Raw genomic sequence first — 16,604 nt, 5'->3', positions numbered from 1 at the left:
CAGCGCCGTTTCAGCGTGTCGCGACTTGCAGCGCGGCGCGGTTGGCGGCGGCGGTTTCCCCTGCCTCGGGGTCAAAGGGGGCGGCGTCGGGGATCGCGTCGATCTGACCGTCGGCGCCGATTACCGTCACCTCCGTGCCCATCGACGTGACGCCGTAGAGCTTTTTGGCGAAGGCGAGCGGCACGCGAATGCAGCCGTGGCTGGCGGGAAAGCCGGGATTGCGACCGGCATGGATCGCGATGCCGTCCCATGTCAGCCGCTGCATGAACGGCATGGCGGCGCTGTTGTACAGGTTGGAGTGGTGGTCGATGTTCTTCTGAAGGATGGTGAAGACACCCGACGGCGTGTCCTTGCCATCCTTCCCGGTCGACACGGCGGTCGCCGCGATCAGCGCCTCGCCGCGATAGACATAGGCGCGCTGCTCGCCGATGTTGATGACCACCCGTACCGGATCGGCGGTCTCGACGTCGCGCCAGACGAACTGGTTGGGCGCCAGCGTCGCGGCGGCCGCGCTCGACCTCGACGCCCGCCGCGTTGGCGGCGAGTGCGGGCGTGGCGACCGCCATCGCCAGCGCCGACATGATCGCGAATCCCAACTGACGGCCCGACATCGACGATACTCCCTTACGGCAACCCAAACGCGCGATGACGGTCGGGGTTCATCGCCGGGTTGCGCCGAATCGTTCGCCGTGAGCGCCGAACGGAAGCCCGGCGCGCGCAACCCATCGGAATCGCTACAGAAAAGCCGTATTCGGTCCGCTATATCGCGGGCCAGCGAGACGGGGATGCGACGAACGATGCGGGACATGCTGGACGCGGCGCACAGCCGCCGCGCGGTGGTCAAGAACGGGCTGCTCCTGGCGGGCGTGCTGGCGGTGCCGGGCGCGGTGTCGGCGGCGGTGCAGCGGCTGTCGCAATCGGCGCTGACGCCGGTCGCGCAGCCGCCGGTCCCCGGCTTTCCGGTGCCCGTGGCGCGTCCGGTGACGTCGGCAAACGTTGTTCGTCCGGCCTTGCTGCGGCGCGCGCTGGCCGCGCTCGACGCGCAGGGCGGGCGGGTCAAGCGGGACAGGATCGCGATCGCCGACTTCGCCGCGCCGTCCGCGCAGGCCCGCTTTCACCTGCTCGACCTGGCGAACGGCACCAGCAAGTCCTTTCTGGTCGCGCACGGCAGCGGATCGGACCCGTCGCACACCGGCTGGCTACAGCGCTTTTCCAACGACCCCGGCTCCAACGCCTCGTCGCAGGGCGCGTTCGTGACCGCCGATTACTATGTCGGCAAGCATGGCCGATCGCAGCGGCTGATCGGGCTGGACCCGACCAACAACCGCGCGCTGGAGCGGGCGATCGTGGTGCATGCGGCATGGTATGCCAATTCCGACATGCTGCGGACGCACGGGATGCTGGGGCGCAGCCAGGGCTGTTTCGCGGTCGGCGACGGCGACCTGGATCAGGTGTTCGCGCGGCTGGGTGAAGGCCGGATGATCTACGCCGCCAAGGTCTGAAGGGCGACATCCCGGTCTCGTGCGTTAGTGCCGCTCAGGCCAACGGGAGTCCGCCATGCGTTTCGTCCAGATCGAGATCCTGCCCGAGGGCAAGGCGCTGATCGACATCGACAAACTGAGCCACGCCGTCCCGCAGGAGGGCGGCAGCCGGCTGTTCCTGGGCAACGAGAAGCTGGACGTGCCGCATACGCTGGACGAGCTGGAGAACGTGCTCGCCGGGCGCGAGCGGGCGGACGGCGGCGAGCGGAGCCGGGCGGGGTTCGGGGCGGGGTAGCCCGGTTCAGCTGGCCGGGTCGTACATGAACTCGCGGACTTCCTGCGCGCAGCGGCAGGCGACCGCTATCTTTCGCGCCCACTCGACGGCTTCCGCGCGCGTCGGCACCTCGAGCACGGTGAAGCCGCCGTCGAGGCGACTGCCGGGATACGTATCCGACGACACCGATCCGTCCCCGGCGACCAGCACGGGCGCGACCCCTTCGTCGATGCCGCCGCCGAAGACGTAGACGCCGGCCGCTTTCGCTTCCTCGATGACGGCGCGCGAGTCGATGCCGGCGGCCGCGAACTCGTCGTCGGAGAGCGCCATCGCCGCGCTCGGAAACGAGATCAGGTATTTGGCCATGCTCGGTCTCCTCAGCCCCTCTGCTGCGCGAGGGTATGCGCCGCCAGCGCGTTGGCGTGCCCGTGCCCTATGGCATGATCGTTCTTCAGCATCGCGACCAGCTGCATCTGCTTGGCGGGCAAGTGGCTGCGCACGATCGCCTGCCATTCGGCGGTCAGCTTGCCGTATTTCTTCTCGATCGAGGGAAAACAGGAAGCTGGACCTTTGGTCGGTTCGTCAGTCATCGCCGTGTTTCTCCGCCGAATGTCGCGGCAGCATAGTTGCCTGACGTCGGCGTCGGCAAGCTGCTAGCCGGTCCGCCTTCCTGCCAGCGCCCCGCCCCGCCCGCCGGCCGCCGCCGACCAGCCCCGCCATCGCCAGCGTATCGGCGCCGGCATAGCCCAGCCCCAGATGCGCGGGCCTTACCGCGAGCACGTCGCCGAGCGTCAACGTGCCCGCGCGCAGGCCCGCCTGGCCCAGCCGTGCCCAGCGACGGGCGGTTTCCCAGCGGACGAGGCGGCGGGTGTCCCGGTCGGGGGTGACATCGGCGAGATAGGCGGCCTGGAGCGTGCCGAACAGCGCGCCCAGCTCGGCGAGCGTGGCGCGGTCGGGGACGGGCTCGCCGCCCATGTGGTGGGTGACCAGCAGCGTCGCGGCGCGCTCCGCTCCTTCGCCGAGCAGCGGGGCGTGGCGATCGGCGAGGACGCGGACGGCACTGGCGCGCATGGTGTCGACGAAGCGGCGCGAGACGCCGCCGTCGTGCTGGCGATAGAGGAGCAGCGGCTCGTCCAGCCGTGCCACCGCGCCGAATGCGCGAACGCGGTGGTAGAGGTCGAAATCCTCGGCGTAGAGCCGCTCGGGGCGGGTGAAGGGCGCGAGTGCGCGGGCGACCTCGCCGCGGACCATGATGCTGGACCAGGCGAGCGGGTTCTCGATGCGGAGCAGCCAGTCGATCAGCCCCGGCGTCGTCGCGGCGGCGTAGCCCGACGGGCGGATCGTGTCGCCGGCGAGGAACTCGACCTGCGTGCCGAGCAGCGCCACCTCGGGATGAAGATCGAGAAGCGCGACCTGACGCGCGAGGCGCTCGGGGCGGCAGAGATCGTCCTGGTCGAGGCCGGCGACATGGCGCCCGCGCGCCTCGGCGACGCCGCGGTTGCGGGCGCGGACGGGGCCGCCGTTCGCCGCCATCCGCACCAGCCGCACGCGCGGGTCGGGCCACGCGGCGACCAGCGCGGCGCCGTCGTCGGGGGAGCAATCGTCGACGACGACCGCCTCCCAGTCGGTCAGCGTCTGGTCGGCGAGGCTGCGGAGCGTCGCTGGCAGCAATGCCGCGCCGTTATAGGCCGGGATGATGACGCTGACGGCGGGCCCGGTCACCTCTGCCCTCACGCCGCCGCCTGTTGCGCCTGGCCGAGCAACTGGTCGACGATCATCGCGCCGACGTCGTTCTGCCACAGCCATAGTCCGTTCGCCTGGCCGCTGAAGCTCGCCTCGCCGCCGAGCGCCCCCCACGGCACGAACCCCGCCGCCAGCCCGATGCCGTAGACGCCGGGCAGCGGGGTGCCGTCGCCGGCGAGGACGCGGCAGTGGCGGTCGACCATCGGCGCACCGCGATCGGCGGCGAGATAGAGGCGGCGGCCGGTGGTGCCGGTCAGCGGCAGCGCGTGCGGGCGATAGCCCAGCGCGGCGATGACGAGGTCGGCCTCCGCGATCAGCGTGCGGGCCCGGGCATCGTCCGCGCCGATCCGGTGTGTCGCGACGCGCGGATCGGGCGCGCGGCCGTCGACGCCTAGCATGCGGAGCACCAGCTCGCGCGCCTCCAGCCGGAAGCCGGCGAGGCGATAGACGAACCCCGACACCGGGCAGATGTCGTCCGCGCCGAAGTCGTCGAGACCCTCCGCCGCCGCTGCCTCGACCGAGTGGTAGAAGGGGCGCAAGGGACGGCGGTGGAGTAGCGTGATCGCGCCCGCGCCGAGCGGCAGCGTGCCCTTGAGCAGCAGCGCGATCGTGGTCAGCGCGCTCGTCGAGCCGCCGATCACCGCGATGCGAGGCGCGCGCTTGCCGGCGAGCAGGTCGGCGACCTGCGCCTGGCCGCCGAGCGAGAGGACGCCGTCGGACTGCATCAGCCGGTCGCCGGCGAGCTCGACCAGCGGCACGCCCGCGATGCGCTGCGCGGCGAGGCGGTCGAGCGGCTGGTGGCCGCCGGTAGCGAGCACGAGCGCGCGGGTGCGCTGGTCCCGTTCGGTGCCGTCGGGTGCGCGCAAGCGTATGGTCCACAAGCCGTCGCGGCCCCGCCTGGCACCGACCGCTTCCGTGCCGGTGGCGAGCGTCGCGCCGTGGTCGCGGGCGAGATCGGCCAGCCGTGCCCCGGCGACGCGCAACAACGGCCCGACCTCGACCAGCGGCACGCCGATCGCGCCCCCGGCATGGCCCGCGACGGTGCGCGCGGCGGGGTGGTCGATCAGGTCGGCGAGGCCGGGCACGTCCTTGATCGCGGACAGGAAGGTCTCGGCGGTCGAATCGGACGTGATCGCGTAACGGCCGAGCCGACCGCCGCCGACCCCGGCGTCGCGCTCCACCAGCACCATGTCGCGCGCCATCGCGGGCAGCGCGCCGCGCCGGGCGGCGGCGGTGAGCAACGCCGTCCCCGCCGGTCCGCCGCCGACGATCACGACCGAGGCGATCGCCGGGCCGTAGCGCGCCGGAGCGGCGGGGCGACGATCCTCGGCGGCGCAGGCGCTCGCAAAGGCGGCGGCGGCGCGGTGCGCGTCGGCAGGCGTCATCGCGTCGGTGATCGGCAGCGACATCATCCGTGCCGCCAGCACATCGGCGACCGGCGTCGGCTCGATCAGCGCGGTGCGGCGGAACAGCGGCTGCTCGCCCAGATGCGGGCTGAAATAACGGCCGCTGCCGACACCGTCCTCGGCGAGCCGCGCGGCGATCGCCTCGCGCTTGGCCGCGAGGTGGGCCGGCAGGAGAACGGGCATGAACTGCATCGCGCGACGGCGGCCGTGGGCGCGCTGGCACTGGAAGCCGGGCAGCGCCTCGCGATAGGCGGCCTCGACGGCGGCGCGGGCGTCGGCGACCTGGCCGATCGTGGCGAGCTTCGCGCGGGCGGCGACGGCGAGCACCTCGGGCAGCTTGGCGTTGATGCCGGGCAGCGTCGCGCTGCGGCCGGACTCGAAGCCGAAATTGGTCATCGCGCGCAGCCGCGCGATCAGCGCCTCGTCGCCGCTATGGACGAGGCCGCCCTCGCCGACCGCGAAGGTCTTTGTGGCGTGCATCGAGCCGACGACCGCGAAGGGCGCGCCGGCGCCGAAGCCCTGGCCTTCGTCGTCGAGCGTGCCGAGCGAGGAGGCGGCGTCGACGACCACGCCGACGCCGCGACGATGCCGCCATTCCTCGTAACGGCCGAGGTCGATCGCGGTGCCGAAGGTGGCGTAGGGCAGCAGCGCGGCGACGCGGTCGCCGTGGGTGCGGAGCGCGGCTTGCTCGGCGGCGGGGTCGGCGGCCCAGTCGTCGGGGTCGACATCGACGATCAGCGGCGTCAGCCCGGCCCACAGCGCCGCCTGCGCGGTGGCGGCGAAGGTCAGCGCGGGCATGATGGCGTAGCCGCCGTCGGGGGCCGCGTCCTTGAGCGCGATCATCAGGCCGAGCGTGGCGTTGCCGACCGCCAGACACGCGCCCGTGCCGTTGTAGAGCGTGGCGGTGGCCTCGGCCTCGAACGCCTGCACCTCGGGGCCGTTGTTGGAATAGATCCCCGACGCCTCGACCCGCGCCAGTGCCTCGGTCATCTCGCTGAGGCGGGGCGGGTTGGGGGGCGATGAGGGGAAGCGGCCGCATGACGCGGGCCGTAGGTGGGGAGGGGCTAAGATCGGGTTACGGGGTTGGGGAAAGGCGGTCGCGGGCAAAGCCCGCGACTCGTCGGTCGCTTCGCGCCGGCCGATCCGCGCCGAGTCCTGTCGCAGCGACGCTGCGGCAGGCCGGCAGCGGATGGTGCCCAGGGGCGGAGTCGAACCACCGACACGACGATTTTCAGTCGTCTGCTCTACCACTGAGCTACCCGGGCATCCCGGCCGCCGGCCGGAAGGGCGCCTTTACGGGCGGCCCCGCAGGCTGTCTAGCCTGCATCTCACCCGCGCGGGCTCTCCAGCCGGTCGTCCCGGCTAATCCTCCGGCTCTTCGTGCGCGGGCACGGGGATGCTGTAGCCCTGATCGAGCCACTTCAGCAGGTCGCGGTCGCGGCACCCCTGCGAGCAGAAGGGCTTGGTCGCCGCCGAGGCGGGCTTGTCGCAGACGGGGCAGGTGGGGGCGGGCATCAGGCGGTTTCCAGCTGGGGAGGGTGGCCGGTGCGGCGCGCCAGCTCGGCGAGCCAGCCGGGCTGGGCGTGCAGGCGGGCGAGCACGGCGGCGGGGAGGCGGTGCGGGCGCGACGGGCCGGGCTCTCGCTCCAACCGGCGCAGCGCGGCGCGGGCGGCGGCGCCGATCGGGTCGGCGCGGAGCAGCTCGGGGAGGGACATGCGGGGGCGGGGGCGGACGATCTGGAGGAAGCCGAAGCCGTTGACGGTGGTGCGCTCGAACGGGGGCAGGAGGTGCGCGTCGAGGGCGGCGGCGACCGCCTGGCGCGGTGCCTTGCCGGGCAGGGTCGGGAAATCGATGCCGATCGAGCCGCCGATCGCGTGGCGGCGGATGGCCTCGGCGACCGCCTTTGCCGCTGTAATCGCCAGGTTTTCCAAGGGCGGGCCGCCGTCGACGTCGAACAGCGTCATCGCCGGCGTCGGGGTCATGTCGAGCGCGCCGCCGGGGAAGGCGATGGTGCCGGTGGTGGCCTCTTCGAGCAGTTCGGACCAGCCGGCGGCCTCCAACTCATCATCACATTGGTGACTCCGAAGTTGGCGTAGGGGAACGCCGGTGGCGGTCAGCCGCGCGACAAGGTCGGGGCCGGACGCGGGCGGCGCGTCCGTCATGGTCGCGCGGGGGAGTTTGAGGCGGCCGGGCTCGCGGATCGCCTCGCGGACGATCGCGACGGTGATCGTGCCGCCTTCGGGGACGCCGGCGGCGCCGTTGAGCAGCGCTTCATCGCCCGAGTCGAGGCGGACGCGGCCGGTGGCGCGGTCGATCAGCCGGGCGCGGGCGACGTGGCCGACGCGCGACCCGCCGTCGTCCAGCTCGATCGCGGCCTCGACGATGCGGCCGTCCGCGATCAGCGCGGCGCGGGTTTCACCGATGCCGGTTTCCCAAACCCACTCAGGCAAGGAAGCGCCATTCAGGCAAGCGGCAGGCCCGCCGCCTTGAGGAGCGCGCGCGTCTCGAACAGCGGCAGGCCGATCACGCCGGAGTGCGAGCCGGCGAGGAAGCGGACCCACGCCTCGGCATAGCCCTGCACCGCATAGCCGCCCGCCTTGCCCAGCCCCTCGCCCGAGGCGATGTAGGCGTCGATCTCCTGCGCCGAGAGCGGCTTGAACGCGACGATCGTGTCGGCGAGGCGGGTGCGGGCGGTGCCGGCGGCGTCGATCACGCAGACGGCGGAGAGGACGTGGTGGCGGCGGCCCGACAGCCTGCCGAGCAGGTCGCGCTGGACCGCCTCCGTCTCGGCGGGGGGCAGGATGCGACGGCCGAGCGCGATCGCGGTGTCGCCGGCGAGGACGACCTCGTTCGCGCCGCGGTCGACGGCGTGGGCCTTGGCGAGCGCGAGGCGGAGGGCATAGTCGCGGGGGACCTCGGCCTTGCGCGGGGACTCGTCGATCGCGGGGGCGCAGACGCGCGTCGGGGTGACGCCGAGGCGTTTCAGCAGGTCGAGGCGGCGGGGGGAGGAGGAGGCGAGGACGAGGTTCATGCGTTCCCGCCGGTGGTAGCCGTGTTCCTGCGAAGGCAGGAACCTAGAGCGTCAAGCGACCCGCCCGTGCCCCTGGGCTCCTGCCTTCGCAGGAGCACATGATCCTAGGAGGGTCCGGGACCGCCGCGACCGGGCATGAAGCGGTAGGTGATGCGGCCCTTGGTCAGGTCGTAGGGCGTGAGTTCGACCAGCACCTCGTCGCCGGTAAGCACGCGGATGCGGTTCTTGCGCATCTTGCCCGCCGTATGGCCGAGGATCTCGTGATTGTTCTCGAGTTGTACGCGGAACATCGCATTGGGGAGCAATTCCACCACGCGGCCGCGCATCTCGAGCAGTTCTTCTTTCGCCAAGCAAACCTCTGGGTTAGGAGCGCGCGGCCCTTAGCGCGGGCGCGCGGAAAAAGGAAGCTTGGCTCCCCCGCCCCACCATTATGGCGCGTCGGAAGCGTTGCCGCAAGGCGACGGCTCGCTTACAGCCACGCGCCACATGGCACAGACCCCCCCTCGCGCGCCGCGCGTGCAGACCCCGGGCCGCGTGCGCGGTACGCAGGACATCTTCGGCGAGGAACAGCGCCGCTTCGCGCATGTGCTGGCGACGTTCGAGCGGGTGCGCGCGCTGTACTGTTTCCAGCGCGTCGACGTGCCGGTGTTCGAGGCGACGGAGGTGTTCGCGCGCTCGATCGGCGAGACCACGGACGTGGTGTCGAAGGAGATGTACACCTTTCCCGATCGCGGCGGGGACTCGCTGACGCTGCGGCCCGAGTTCACCGCCGGGATCGCGCGGGCGTATCTGACCGAGGGGTGGCAGCAATATGCGCCGCTGAAGCTGGCGACGTCCGGGCCGGTGTTCCGCTACGAACGGCCGCAGAAGGGGCGGTTCCGGCAGTTCCATCAGATCGACGCGGAGGTGATCGGCGCGGCGGAGCCGGCGGCGGACGTCGAGCTGCTGGCACTGGCGGATCAGTTGTTGAGCGAGCTTGGGATCGAGGGCGTGACGCTACAGCTCAACACGCTGGGCGATGCCGAGACGCGCGATGCGTGGCGGGCGGCGCTGGTCGCGCATTTCGAAACGCATCGCGGCGACCTGTCACCGGAGAGCGTCGAGCGGCTGGCGAAGAACCCGCTGCGGATTCTGGACTCGAAGGACCCGCGGGATCGGCCGGTCGCGGACGCGGCGCCGGGGATCGACGGCTATCTGTCGAGCGCGGCGGGGGCGTTTTTCGAGTCCGTGCAGGCGGGGTTGCAGGCGGCGGGCGTGGCGTTCCAGCGCAACGAGCGGCTGGTGCGGGGGCTGGATTACTATCGGCATACCGCGTTCGAGTTCGTCACCGACCGGCTGGGGGCGCAGGGGACGGTGTTGGCCGGGGGGCGGTATGACGGGTTGATCGGGAGTTTGGGCGGGCCGGAGACGCCGGGGGTGGGCTGGGCCGCTGGGGTGGAGCGGTTGGCGATGTTGGTGGGGGAGCCGGAGGCGATGCTTCGGTTCGAGGTCATTCCAGATACGCCCGAGTTGATACTTGAAGCGCAATCGGCCGCTGCCAAGCTGAGGGCCGCAAATATCATTGCAAACGTCTCCTTTCGTGGCTCGGCGAAAGATCGTTCTACTCGAGCCCGGAAGCGACCGGATACCTTACTGCTTTATGTCAGCGCCGACGGACGAATGAACATCAACATCGGCTCGGTAAAACTGACCGAAATATCGCTGCTTTTGAAGGCGACCGAGATTCTCGGCAGCGAGAGATTTCCGCGAGGCATCATCGCACCTCCGGCCAGTACCACCGTACAATGACTACCATCTTTCCTGAAACCCAGGCGCATCGTTTTCCATTCCTCCCCGGCACGGGGAGGGGGACCGCTCGCGCAGCGAGTGGTGGAGGGGGCTCACCGCGAGCGACCCGCTCGTGGCCCGCCCCCTCCGTCACGCGCTGCGCGCGCGCCACCTCCCCGTGCCGGGGAGGATTTGGGGTATGACCACTATCTCTCCGGATCGGATTCGGCAGATCGAGGCGCGGCTGGACGAGTTGCAGGCGTTGATGGCGACGGGTGACCTCGCGGGCGAGCGGTTCGTGCAGGTATCGAAGGAATATGCCGAGCTGGAGCCGGTCGCCGCCGCCGCCGCCGAGGTGCGCCGCCTGCGGCAGGAGGCGGACAGCCTCGCCTATATGGCCGAGGATGCCGACGACGACGAGCTGCGCGCGATGGCGGCGGACGAGCTGCACGAGAACAAGGCGAAGCTGGACGTCGCGGACCGGACGCTGGCGCTGGCGCTGTTGCCGCGCGATGCGGCGGACGAGCGGGCGGCGATGCTGGAGATCCGCGCGGGCACCGGTGGCGACGAGGCGGCATTGTTCGCGGGCGACCTGTTCCGGATGTATCAGCGCTATGCCGAGGGACAGGGCTGGCGGGTCGAGCTGATCTCCTCGTCCACGTCCGACTCGGGCGGGTTCAAGGAGGCGGTCGCCAGCGTCGAGGGCAAGGGCGTGTTCGCGCGGCTCAAGTTCGAGAGCGGCGTCCATCGCGTCCAGCGCGTGCCCGCGACGGAGAATCAGGGGCGTATCCACACTTCCGCCGCGACGGTGGCGGTGCTGCCCGAGGCGGAGGAGGTCGACGTCCAGATCGACGAGGCGAAGGACCTGCGGATCGACGTCTATCGCTCGTCGGGGCCGGGCGGTCAGTCGGTCAACACCACCGATTCGGCGGTGCGGATCACGCATCTGCCGACCGGGCTGGTGGTGATCCAGCAGGACGAGAAGTCGCAGCACAAGAACAAGGCCAAGGCGCTGAAGGTGCTGCGGACGCGGTTGTACGAGGCCGAGCGCGAGCGACTGCATCAGGCGCGGGCGGGCGCGCGCAAGTCGATGGTCGGCTCGGGCGATCGATCGGAGCGGATCAGGACATATAATTTTCCGCAGGGGCGGGTGACGGACCATCGCATCAACCTGACGCTGCATCGACTGCCGGAGATACTGGAGGGCGACATGGGGGAGCTGGTCGGCGCGCTGATCGCGGAGGACGAGGCGGAGCGGCTTGCGAGTCTGGATGGGTGACTCCTTCCCGTCTGGCGGGGAGGGGGACCGCTCGGCGCAGCCGGGTGGTGGAGGGGGCTCACCGCAAGCGTTGTGGCCGGTGAGTGCGTCCATCCCCATGGCTGGTAGCGCGCGGCAGGCGCTGATCGACGCCACCGCCCGGTTCACGTTCTCGGCGACGGCGCGGCTGGATGCGGAGCTGCTGCTCGCGCATGCGCTGGGGATCGAGCGGCAGGCGTTTCTGCTCGACCTCGATCGCGCCGTGCCGCCGGGGTTCGCCGCGCTGGTCGAGCGGCGCGCGGCGGAGGAGCCGGTCGCCTATCTCACCGGCACGCGCGGGTTCTGGACGATCGAGCTGGCGGTCGACCCCCGCGTGCTGATCCCCCGCGCGGACAGCGAGACGTTGCTGGAGGCGGCGGTGGCGCATTTCGCGGGCACGGCCGGGCCGGCGGCGGTGCTCGATCTGGGCACCGGGTCGGGGGCGTTGCTGCTGGCGGCGCTCGACCAGTGGCCGGCGGCGACGGGGGTCGGCGTCGATGCGTCGGCGGGCGCGGTGGCGGTGGCGCAGGCGAACGCGCGCCGGCTGGGGCTCGACGCGCGGGCGACGATCGAGGTCGGCGGGTGGGGAGCGGCGGCGCTGCCGGTGCGGGCGGGCGGCTTCGACCTGTTGCTGTGCAACCCGCCCTATGTCGCCGACGACGCGGTGCTGTCGCGCGAGGTCGCGGGCTATGAGCCGGCGAGCGCGCTGTATGCCGGGAGCGACGGGCTGGACGACCTGCGCGTGCTGGCGGACGGGTTGCGTGGGCTGGTCGCGCCGGGCGGGGTCGCGTGCCTTGAGATCGGGCACGACCAGGGCGCGGCGGCGGGCGCGCTGTTTCGGGCGCGCGGCTTCGGCGTCGCGCTGCGGCAGGATCTGGGCGGGCGCGATCGCTGTCTGGTGGTCACGCCCTGACGGCGGCGGATTGAACAAACCGGACGGCCAGCCCATATTTCGCTTGTCGGGTGGGCATGCCCGCCGCTATTGCACCGGCACGGGCCGATGTTTTCCGACGCCATTCCGCTCCAGCGGGGGTGTCGGATCGGGGGAAAGGCCCGCACCTTCGTATCACCGCCGCACCCTGTTTCGCGGCCGTGGCGATCACGCGATCGGGCCGCTGGTGGCCGTCGCTTGGAGGGTTTGCACCGCTTGGTTTCGGAGCAGCACCAGTTTTGATTTCGGCTACAAGGACGAAACAGCTTGATCAATAATCGGCAGGCGGGTCGCCGTCGCGGCCGCGGTGGCGGCAACAACAACAGCAACGGTGGCGGTGGCGGTGGCGGTGGACCGCGTCAGGGCGGGCAGGGTAACGGCAGCCGCATCGACAATCGCGCGCGCGGCAACGCCACCCAGCTCCACGAGAAATACAAGAACATGGCCGCCGACGCGCAACGCGCGGGCGATCGGGTCAATACCGAATATTACCTTCAGTTCGCGGATCACTATTTCCGCGTGCTGAGCGAGCAGCGCGGGCGCTTCGAGGACCAGCAGCAGCCGCGCCGTGGCCGCGACGAGTTCGACGAGGATGGCGACGGCGAGTTCAGCGGCGGGGGCGAGTTCGGCGACGAGGGCGAGCCGATCCGCGCCAACGACCAGAGCGGCGAGCGGGGCAACGATCGCGATGGCGAGCAGGGCCGTGACGACCGTGGCCCGCGTGAGGACCGCTTTCGCGACGGCAACGGCGACGGCCGGCCCCGCGAGGATCGTCAGGATCGTCAGCGCGTCGAGCGGCCCCGTGAGGAGCGCGCCCGTGACGACCGGCCCCGCGCCGAGCGCGACGGCAACCGTGATGCCGGCCGCGATGGGGGGCAGCGCGACGTCCGCCGCGACGGTAACGGCGATGGCGGCAACCGGCCGCGCAACGACGGCGAGTGGCAGGATCGCGAGCCGCGCCGTGAGCGCCAGCCGCAGCCGGTCGCCGCGCGGCCGATGCAGGAGCGTCCCGTCGAGGTCGCCGGCCAGCGCCGTGCCGATCCGGTCGGGCCGACCGAGTCGCTGGAGCATCGCGCCGAGGACGTGCTGGAAGCGGATCGTCCGCTGGAGGCGCCCGCGCGCCGCCGTGGCCGGCCCCGGCGTGACGCCGTCCAGGTCGCGACGGCGTCCGAGACCGTTGCGTCCGAGGATGCCGGGTCCGAGAATGCTGGGATCGCCGCCGATCGGTTGCCGCCGTCGCTGTCGGCCTCGCTGACCGTCGCCGCCAACGACGAGGCACCCGAGGCGAAACCGCGCCGCCGCCGCGCGCGGCCGGCGGAGGATACCCCGACCGCCGCCGAGTGATACGGCGCCACCGATGACGAACGGGCCGGTGCCGCCACGCGCGTCGCCGGCCTTTTCATGTCCGCCTTTGCTTCCGATCGCGATTGGTGAGAGACTGCCGGCGCGGGGAGTGCGGTTCGGGAGAGGCCCATGACGATCGCGGCGATACTCAAGAGCAAGGGCGCGCGCGTCGTCGGCGTGCCGCCCACGGCGACGGTGCGCGAGGTGGTGGCGATGCTCGCCGCCGAGCGGATCGGCGCGGTGCCGGTGCTGGACGACCACGGCGCGGTGGTGGGCATCTTCTCCGAACGCGACGTGATCGGCTGTATCCACGCGCGGGGCGCGGCGGCGCTGAACGGGCCGGTCGCCGAGGCGATGACCGCGCCCGCGATCACCGTCGCGCCCGACCAGCCGGTGATCGCCGCGCTGTCACTGATGACGCGGCGGCGCATCCGGCATCTGCCCGTCGTGGCGGACGGCGCGCTGGTCGGCTTCATCTCGATCGGCGATCTGGTGAAGTACCGCATCGACCGGATCGAGGCCGACGCCGACGCGATGCGCGCCTATATCCAGTCGGCCTGACCGCCGCGACCGGTTGCGTTGACGGCCGGTCGCGAGCCGGCCGCCAGTGGCTAATCCGCTCGATCGATCCAGAAGAGCCGATCGACACCTTGTCCCAACGCCTCGGCGAGTTTCAGCGAGAGCAGGGTCGACGGGATGAATACCCCGTTTTCAACGGTGTTGATCGTCTTTCTGCTGACGCCGACCTTCTCGGCGAGCGCGGCCTGGGTGAGGTTCAGCCGGTCACGTTCCGCCTTGATCGAGTTCAGCAGCCGTTCCCTCACCGCGCCGCCCTCAATTCCTGCGTGGCGAACGATATCAAGGCGGCTGCGAGCATGGCCGTGACCACGATGCGAAGCGACATCGGCGCCGTGAGCGGCAGCACCGACCCGACGACCATGAGCATCACGGCCGAGGCGAGCGCCGCCCAGAAGCCCGCGGCGAAGCTGGTACGGCGATGATCCTGCGTCGTGTCGTCGTTGAGCAGATCCCGCATGCGATGGTGCTTCAGGTGTGCCGCCAGGGGGGTCAGATTGAGCGCGGTCAGGCATATCATGAACAGCCATGCGGCCAAGCGCGCCGCGCCGCCACCCGACCGATCGTCCACCGCCAGCACGGCACTGAGGATGAGGACCGTGGCGAGCAGGTAGAAAATGATGGCGGTCCGCCGCGAGGTCCGCTCGGCCATCTGTATGTCATCCATGTCGACCCTCCATACGTAACCTCTAGGTTACTAGTAACCTAGAGGTTACAGCCGGTCAAGATGGTCGGCCCGCCGTCGGGCGATCGTCCATCGGTGCTCGCCACCGAAGGAGGAGGCCGTTGGTAAGAGGCATCGTCGTCGGTCCCGCAGAGGGGTGTTCGAGTGTCGTCCCAGCCCCGTGTCGGGTATGATCGTCGCGGTCCGCGCCGGCACCCGGTGTTAACGCCCCTCGGCCTAAGCGCGTCGGCATGTCGACCTTCGCCGAGCATCTGGTGTTTCGCTGGAAGCAGGCGCGTCATGGCTGGCGCACGCGTGGCGTTCTCGCGACGCCGCCGTTGCGGCCGCGTGACGACGGCGTCGTCATCTTTTCGCTGATCGGGACGCGCGTGTTGTTGTCCTATCTGGTCGCGGTGAAATCCTTCCACCGCCATCTCGGGCGCGGGCGGGTGGTGGTGATGGACGACGGGTCGCTGACCGCCGCCGACCGCCTGGTTCTTGCGCGGCATCTGGGCGATCCTGAGATTCTGGCCTTGCGCGATGTCGACACCGGCCCGGCGCCGCGCGGGGGGACGTGGGAGCGGTTGCTGACGATTCTGGACGCGCGCGCGGACGATTACGTCATCCAGCTCGACTCGGACACGATCACGCGCGCGCCGATGCCGGAGGTGACGGCGGCGATCGACGCCGGGCGGAGCTTCACGCTGCGCGGCGAGGCGGACGCCGCGTTGATGCCTGCGGACGCCTTCGTCGCGACGCTGCCCGCGATCGACGGGCGGATGCATATCCAGAAGGCGACGGAGCGGCTGCTCGATCGGCTGGACCTGCCGGGCCTGCCGGTGCCGCGCTATGTCCGGGGGTGTTCGGGGTTCGCGGGCTTTGCGCCCGGCGACGGAGGCCGGCTGCTTGCCGATGCGTTCTCGCAAGCGTGCGAGGCGCGACTGGGGGCGGATCGCTGGCGTGAGTGGGGGACGGAGCAGGTGACGTCGAACTTCGTCATCGCCAACGAGGCGGACGCGCTGCTGCTGCCGTACGATCGGTACCTGAACTATTGGGGACAGGACGTGCCCGCCGCCGCGCCGTTCGTCCATTATCTGGGCATGTGCCGGTATCGGGGGCGCGCGTATCGCGATGCGACGCGCGCCGCGATCGCCGAACTCAGGGCCGCCTGACCAGCGTCACCAGTGCGGTCACCGTCGGGCGTGCGAAGGCGAGCAGCCAGCCGGCGTAGATCGCCGCGCCCACGCTACCCAGCAGCGCCAGCGCGAGCCCCGGCGTGAGCGGCGGCAGCGCGCGGCCGAGCAGCACCACCGTCAGCGCCATCGCCACCGCCGCCCGCACCGATGGCGCGACCGCTGCCGCCAGCGCGCGCGCGGTGACTTCGATCGCGGGCAGCGCGCGCCCGCCGAGGATCAGCAGCATGATCGGCCAGGCGACCAGCCACGCCGCCGCCAGCCCCGCTGCACCGCCGGCGGCGATTCCGACGAGATACGCGATCGGCAGCACGACGGCGCCGATCATGGAGACGCGGACGCCGATCCCCGGTCGCCCGATCGCGTCGCTGGCGGGCGGCATCAGCACATAGAGCGTCATGAACGGCATCGCGCAGGCGAGCAGCCGTACCAGCGGCGCGGCGTCGACCCAGTGGCTGCCGAGCGCGAACCGCACCATCGGCTCGGCGACCGCCGCCATGCCGAGATAGATCGGCATCGCCGCCGCCATGATCGCCCCCGCCGAGCGCAGGAAGGCGCTGCCGATCGCGCCCGGCTCGTCCTGCAATCGGGCATAGGCGCTGAACGCGACCTCGTTGAGCGGGGGCACGACCTTGTTCTGGAAGATCTGGGTCAGGAACAGCGCGGTGGTATAGAGCCCGACCGCGTGCGCGTCGAACCAGCGCCCGGCGATCACGACGTCGGCCTGCGCCTGCGCGAACCAGAAGAACTGGCCGAGCGTCAGCACGCCACCATAGCGCGCCAGCGCTCCCGCGCCGCCGAAGCGGAAGCTTGGCCAGACCAGCGACCGCGCCGCCAGCGTCATCCCCACCGCGCGTACCGCGAACAGCGCGACCGGCGCCCACACCAGCGTCCACA

20 protein-coding genes and 1 tRNA gene (1 of these 21 only partly in view) are annotated in these 16,604 nt (G+C 71.3%); 8 read left to right on the top strand and 13 right to left on the bottom strand.

Annotated features, from left to right (window positions below; genetic code table 11):
* Positions 1 to 10: 10 nt before the first annotated feature.
* Positions 11 to 808 carry a L,D-transpeptidase family protein gene (locus tag ACOFKS_RS10900; protein ID WP_419809247.1) on the bottom strand — a complete coding sequence of 266 codons (798 nt, stop codon included), beginning with the start codon at positions 806 to 808 and terminating at the stop codon, positions 11 to 13.
* On the opposite strand from ACOFKS_RS10900, the gene ACOFKS_RS10895 reads away from it, so the two are divergent.
* Positions 798 to 1,502 (top strand): murein L,D-transpeptidase catalytic domain family protein, encoded by a 705-nt coding sequence (locus tag ACOFKS_RS10895; protein WP_419809246.1) that lies wholly within the window; start codon positions 798 to 800, stop codon positions 1,500 to 1,502. The genes ACOFKS_RS10900 and ACOFKS_RS10895 overlap by 11 nt on opposite strands.
* Before the next feature lie 55 nt (positions 1,503 to 1,557).
* Positions 1,558 to 1,776: a hypothetical protein gene (locus tag ACOFKS_RS10890; RefSeq protein ID WP_419809245.1), complete on the top strand. Its 219-nt coding sequence runs from the start codon at positions 1,558 to 1,560 to the stop codon at positions 1,774 to 1,776.
* 6 nt (positions 1,777 to 1,782) lie between these two features.
* On the opposite strand, the gene ACOFKS_RS10885 is transcribed toward ACOFKS_RS10890, so the two are convergent.
* The 9 genes from ACOFKS_RS10885 to infA form a co-directional block, all read right to left on the bottom strand.
* Positions 1,783 to 2,121 (bottom strand): YciI family protein, encoded by a 339-nt coding sequence (locus ACOFKS_RS10885; RefSeq protein WP_419809244.1) that lies wholly within the window; start codon positions 2,119 to 2,121, stop codon positions 1,783 to 1,785.
* 11 nt (positions 2,122 to 2,132) lie between these two features.
* Entirely contained in the window at positions 2,133 to 2,345 is a 213-nt protein-coding gene (locus ACOFKS_RS10880) for a DUF4287 domain-containing protein (protein WP_419809243.1), read from the bottom strand.
* Positions 2,338 to 3,477, bottom strand: a complete 1,140-nt coding sequence (locus ACOFKS_RS10875) for a glycosyltransferase family 2 protein (RefSeq protein WP_419809242.1) — start codon at positions 3,475 to 3,477, stop codon at positions 2,338 to 2,340. The genes ACOFKS_RS10880 and ACOFKS_RS10875 overlap by 8 nt, the downstream gene beginning before the upstream one ends.
* Before the next feature lie 8 nt (positions 3,478 to 3,485).
* Positions 3,486 to 5,894: a DegT/DnrJ/EryC1/StrS family aminotransferase gene (locus ACOFKS_RS10870; protein ID WP_419809241.1), complete on the bottom strand. Its 2,409-nt coding sequence runs from the start codon at positions 5,892 to 5,894 to the stop codon at positions 3,486 to 3,488.
* 200 nt (positions 5,895 to 6,094) lie between these two features.
* Positions 6,095 to 6,169 (bottom strand) — tRNA-Phe (locus ACOFKS_RS10865).
* A gap of 97 nt (positions 6,170 to 6,266) precedes the next feature.
* The gene (locus ACOFKS_RS10860) at positions 6,267 to 6,419 is read right to left on the bottom strand and encodes a DNA gyrase inhibitor YacG (RefSeq protein ID WP_419809240.1); all 153 of its coding nucleotides are present in this window, start codon (positions 6,417 to 6,419) and stop codon (positions 6,267 to 6,269) included.
* Positions 6,419 to 7,354: a ribonuclease gene (locus ACOFKS_RS10855; RefSeq protein ID WP_419809239.1), complete on the bottom strand. Its 936-nt coding sequence runs from the start codon at positions 7,352 to 7,354 to the stop codon at positions 6,419 to 6,421. Before ACOFKS_RS10855 ends, ACOFKS_RS10860 begins: the two co-directional genes overlap by 1 nt.
* A gap of 11 nt (positions 7,355 to 7,365) precedes the next feature.
* Positions 7,366 to 7,935: a Maf family protein gene (locus ACOFKS_RS10850; RefSeq protein ID WP_419809238.1), complete on the bottom strand. Its 570-nt coding sequence runs from the start codon at positions 7,933 to 7,935 to the stop codon at positions 7,366 to 7,368.
* Between the two features lie 104 nt (positions 7,936 to 8,039).
* A complete protein-coding gene (gene infA, locus ACOFKS_RS10845) occupies positions 8,040 to 8,285 on the bottom strand; it encodes a translation initiation factor IF-1 (RefSeq protein ID WP_419809237.1) in 246 nt (81 codons plus the stop codon).
* Between the two features lie 136 nt (positions 8,286 to 8,421).
* On the opposite strand from infA, the gene hisS reads away from it, so the two are divergent.
* The 5 genes from hisS (at position 8,422) to ACOFKS_RS10820 (ending at position 13,835) form a co-directional block, all read left to right on the top strand.
* Positions 8,422 to 9,723, top strand: a complete 1,302-nt coding sequence (gene hisS, locus ACOFKS_RS10840) for a histidine--tRNA ligase (protein ID WP_419809236.1) — start codon at positions 8,422 to 8,424, stop codon at positions 9,721 to 9,723.
* A 178-nt stretch (positions 9,724 to 9,901) separates the two neighbouring features.
* Complete coding sequence (prfA, locus tag ACOFKS_RS10835; RefSeq protein ID WP_419809235.1) at positions 9,902 to 10,981, top strand: peptide chain release factor 1; 1,080 nt, start codon at positions 9,902 to 9,904, stop codon at positions 10,979 to 10,981.
* Positions 10,982 to 11,078: 97 nt separating this feature from the next.
* Positions 11,079 to 11,912, top strand: coding sequence for a peptide chain release factor N(5)-glutamine methyltransferase (gene prmC / locus ACOFKS_RS10830; protein WP_419809234.1), 834 nt, complete (start codon positions 11,079 to 11,081; stop codon positions 11,910 to 11,912).
* Positions 11,913 to 12,197: 285 nt separating this feature from the next.
* Positions 12,198 to 13,274 carry a DUF4167 domain-containing protein gene (locus ACOFKS_RS10825; protein WP_419809233.1) on the top strand — a complete coding sequence of 359 codons (1,077 nt, stop codon included), beginning with the start codon at positions 12,198 to 12,200 and terminating at the stop codon, positions 13,272 to 13,274.
* Between the two features lie 129 nt (positions 13,275 to 13,403).
* The gene (locus tag ACOFKS_RS10820) at positions 13,404 to 13,835 is read left to right on the top strand and encodes a CBS domain-containing protein (protein ID WP_419809232.1); all 432 of its coding nucleotides are present in this window, start codon (positions 13,404 to 13,406) and stop codon (positions 13,833 to 13,835) included.
* 50 nt (positions 13,836 to 13,885) lie between these two features.
* Here the strand turns inward: ACOFKS_RS10820 and ACOFKS_RS10815 are convergent, their stop codons facing one another.
* Positions 13,886 to 14,098 carry a helix-turn-helix transcriptional regulator gene (locus tag ACOFKS_RS10815; protein ID WP_419809231.1) on the bottom strand — a complete coding sequence of 71 codons (213 nt, stop codon included), beginning with the start codon at positions 14,096 to 14,098 and terminating at the stop codon, positions 13,886 to 13,888.
* A complete protein-coding gene (locus ACOFKS_RS10810; protein ID WP_419809230.1) occupies positions 14,095 to 14,502 on the bottom strand; it encodes a hypothetical protein in 408 nt (135 codons plus the stop codon). Before ACOFKS_RS10810 ends, ACOFKS_RS10815 begins: the two co-directional genes overlap by 4 nt.
* 263 nt (positions 14,503 to 14,765) lie before the next feature.
* On the opposite strand from ACOFKS_RS10810, the gene ACOFKS_RS10805 reads away from it, so the two are divergent.
* Positions 14,766 to 15,686 carry a hypothetical protein gene (locus tag ACOFKS_RS10805; protein WP_419809229.1) on the top strand — a complete coding sequence of 307 codons (921 nt, stop codon included), beginning with the start codon at positions 14,766 to 14,768 and terminating at the stop codon, positions 15,684 to 15,686.
* Here ACOFKS_RS10805 and ACOFKS_RS10800 read toward each other — a convergent pair.
* Positions 15,673 to 16,604, bottom strand: partial view of an oligosaccharide flippase family protein gene (locus ACOFKS_RS10800; RefSeq protein WP_419809228.1) — the 3' portion only. The gene runs 541 nt beyond the window's last position; only the last 932 of its 1,473 coding nucleotides appear in the window; its start codon lies beyond the right edge, outside the window; its stop codon occupies positions 15,673 to 15,675. The genes ACOFKS_RS10805 and ACOFKS_RS10800 overlap by 14 nt on opposite strands.

Origin of the sequence: Sphingomonas sp., from assembly GCF_965200135.1 — a bacterium.
GTDB lineage: Bacteria > Pseudomonadota > Alphaproteobacteria > Sphingomonadales > Sphingomonadaceae > Sphingomonas.
The sequence above is the reverse complement of the archived record's forward strand: the minus strand, read 5'-3'. Positions and strand labels throughout refer to the sequence as shown.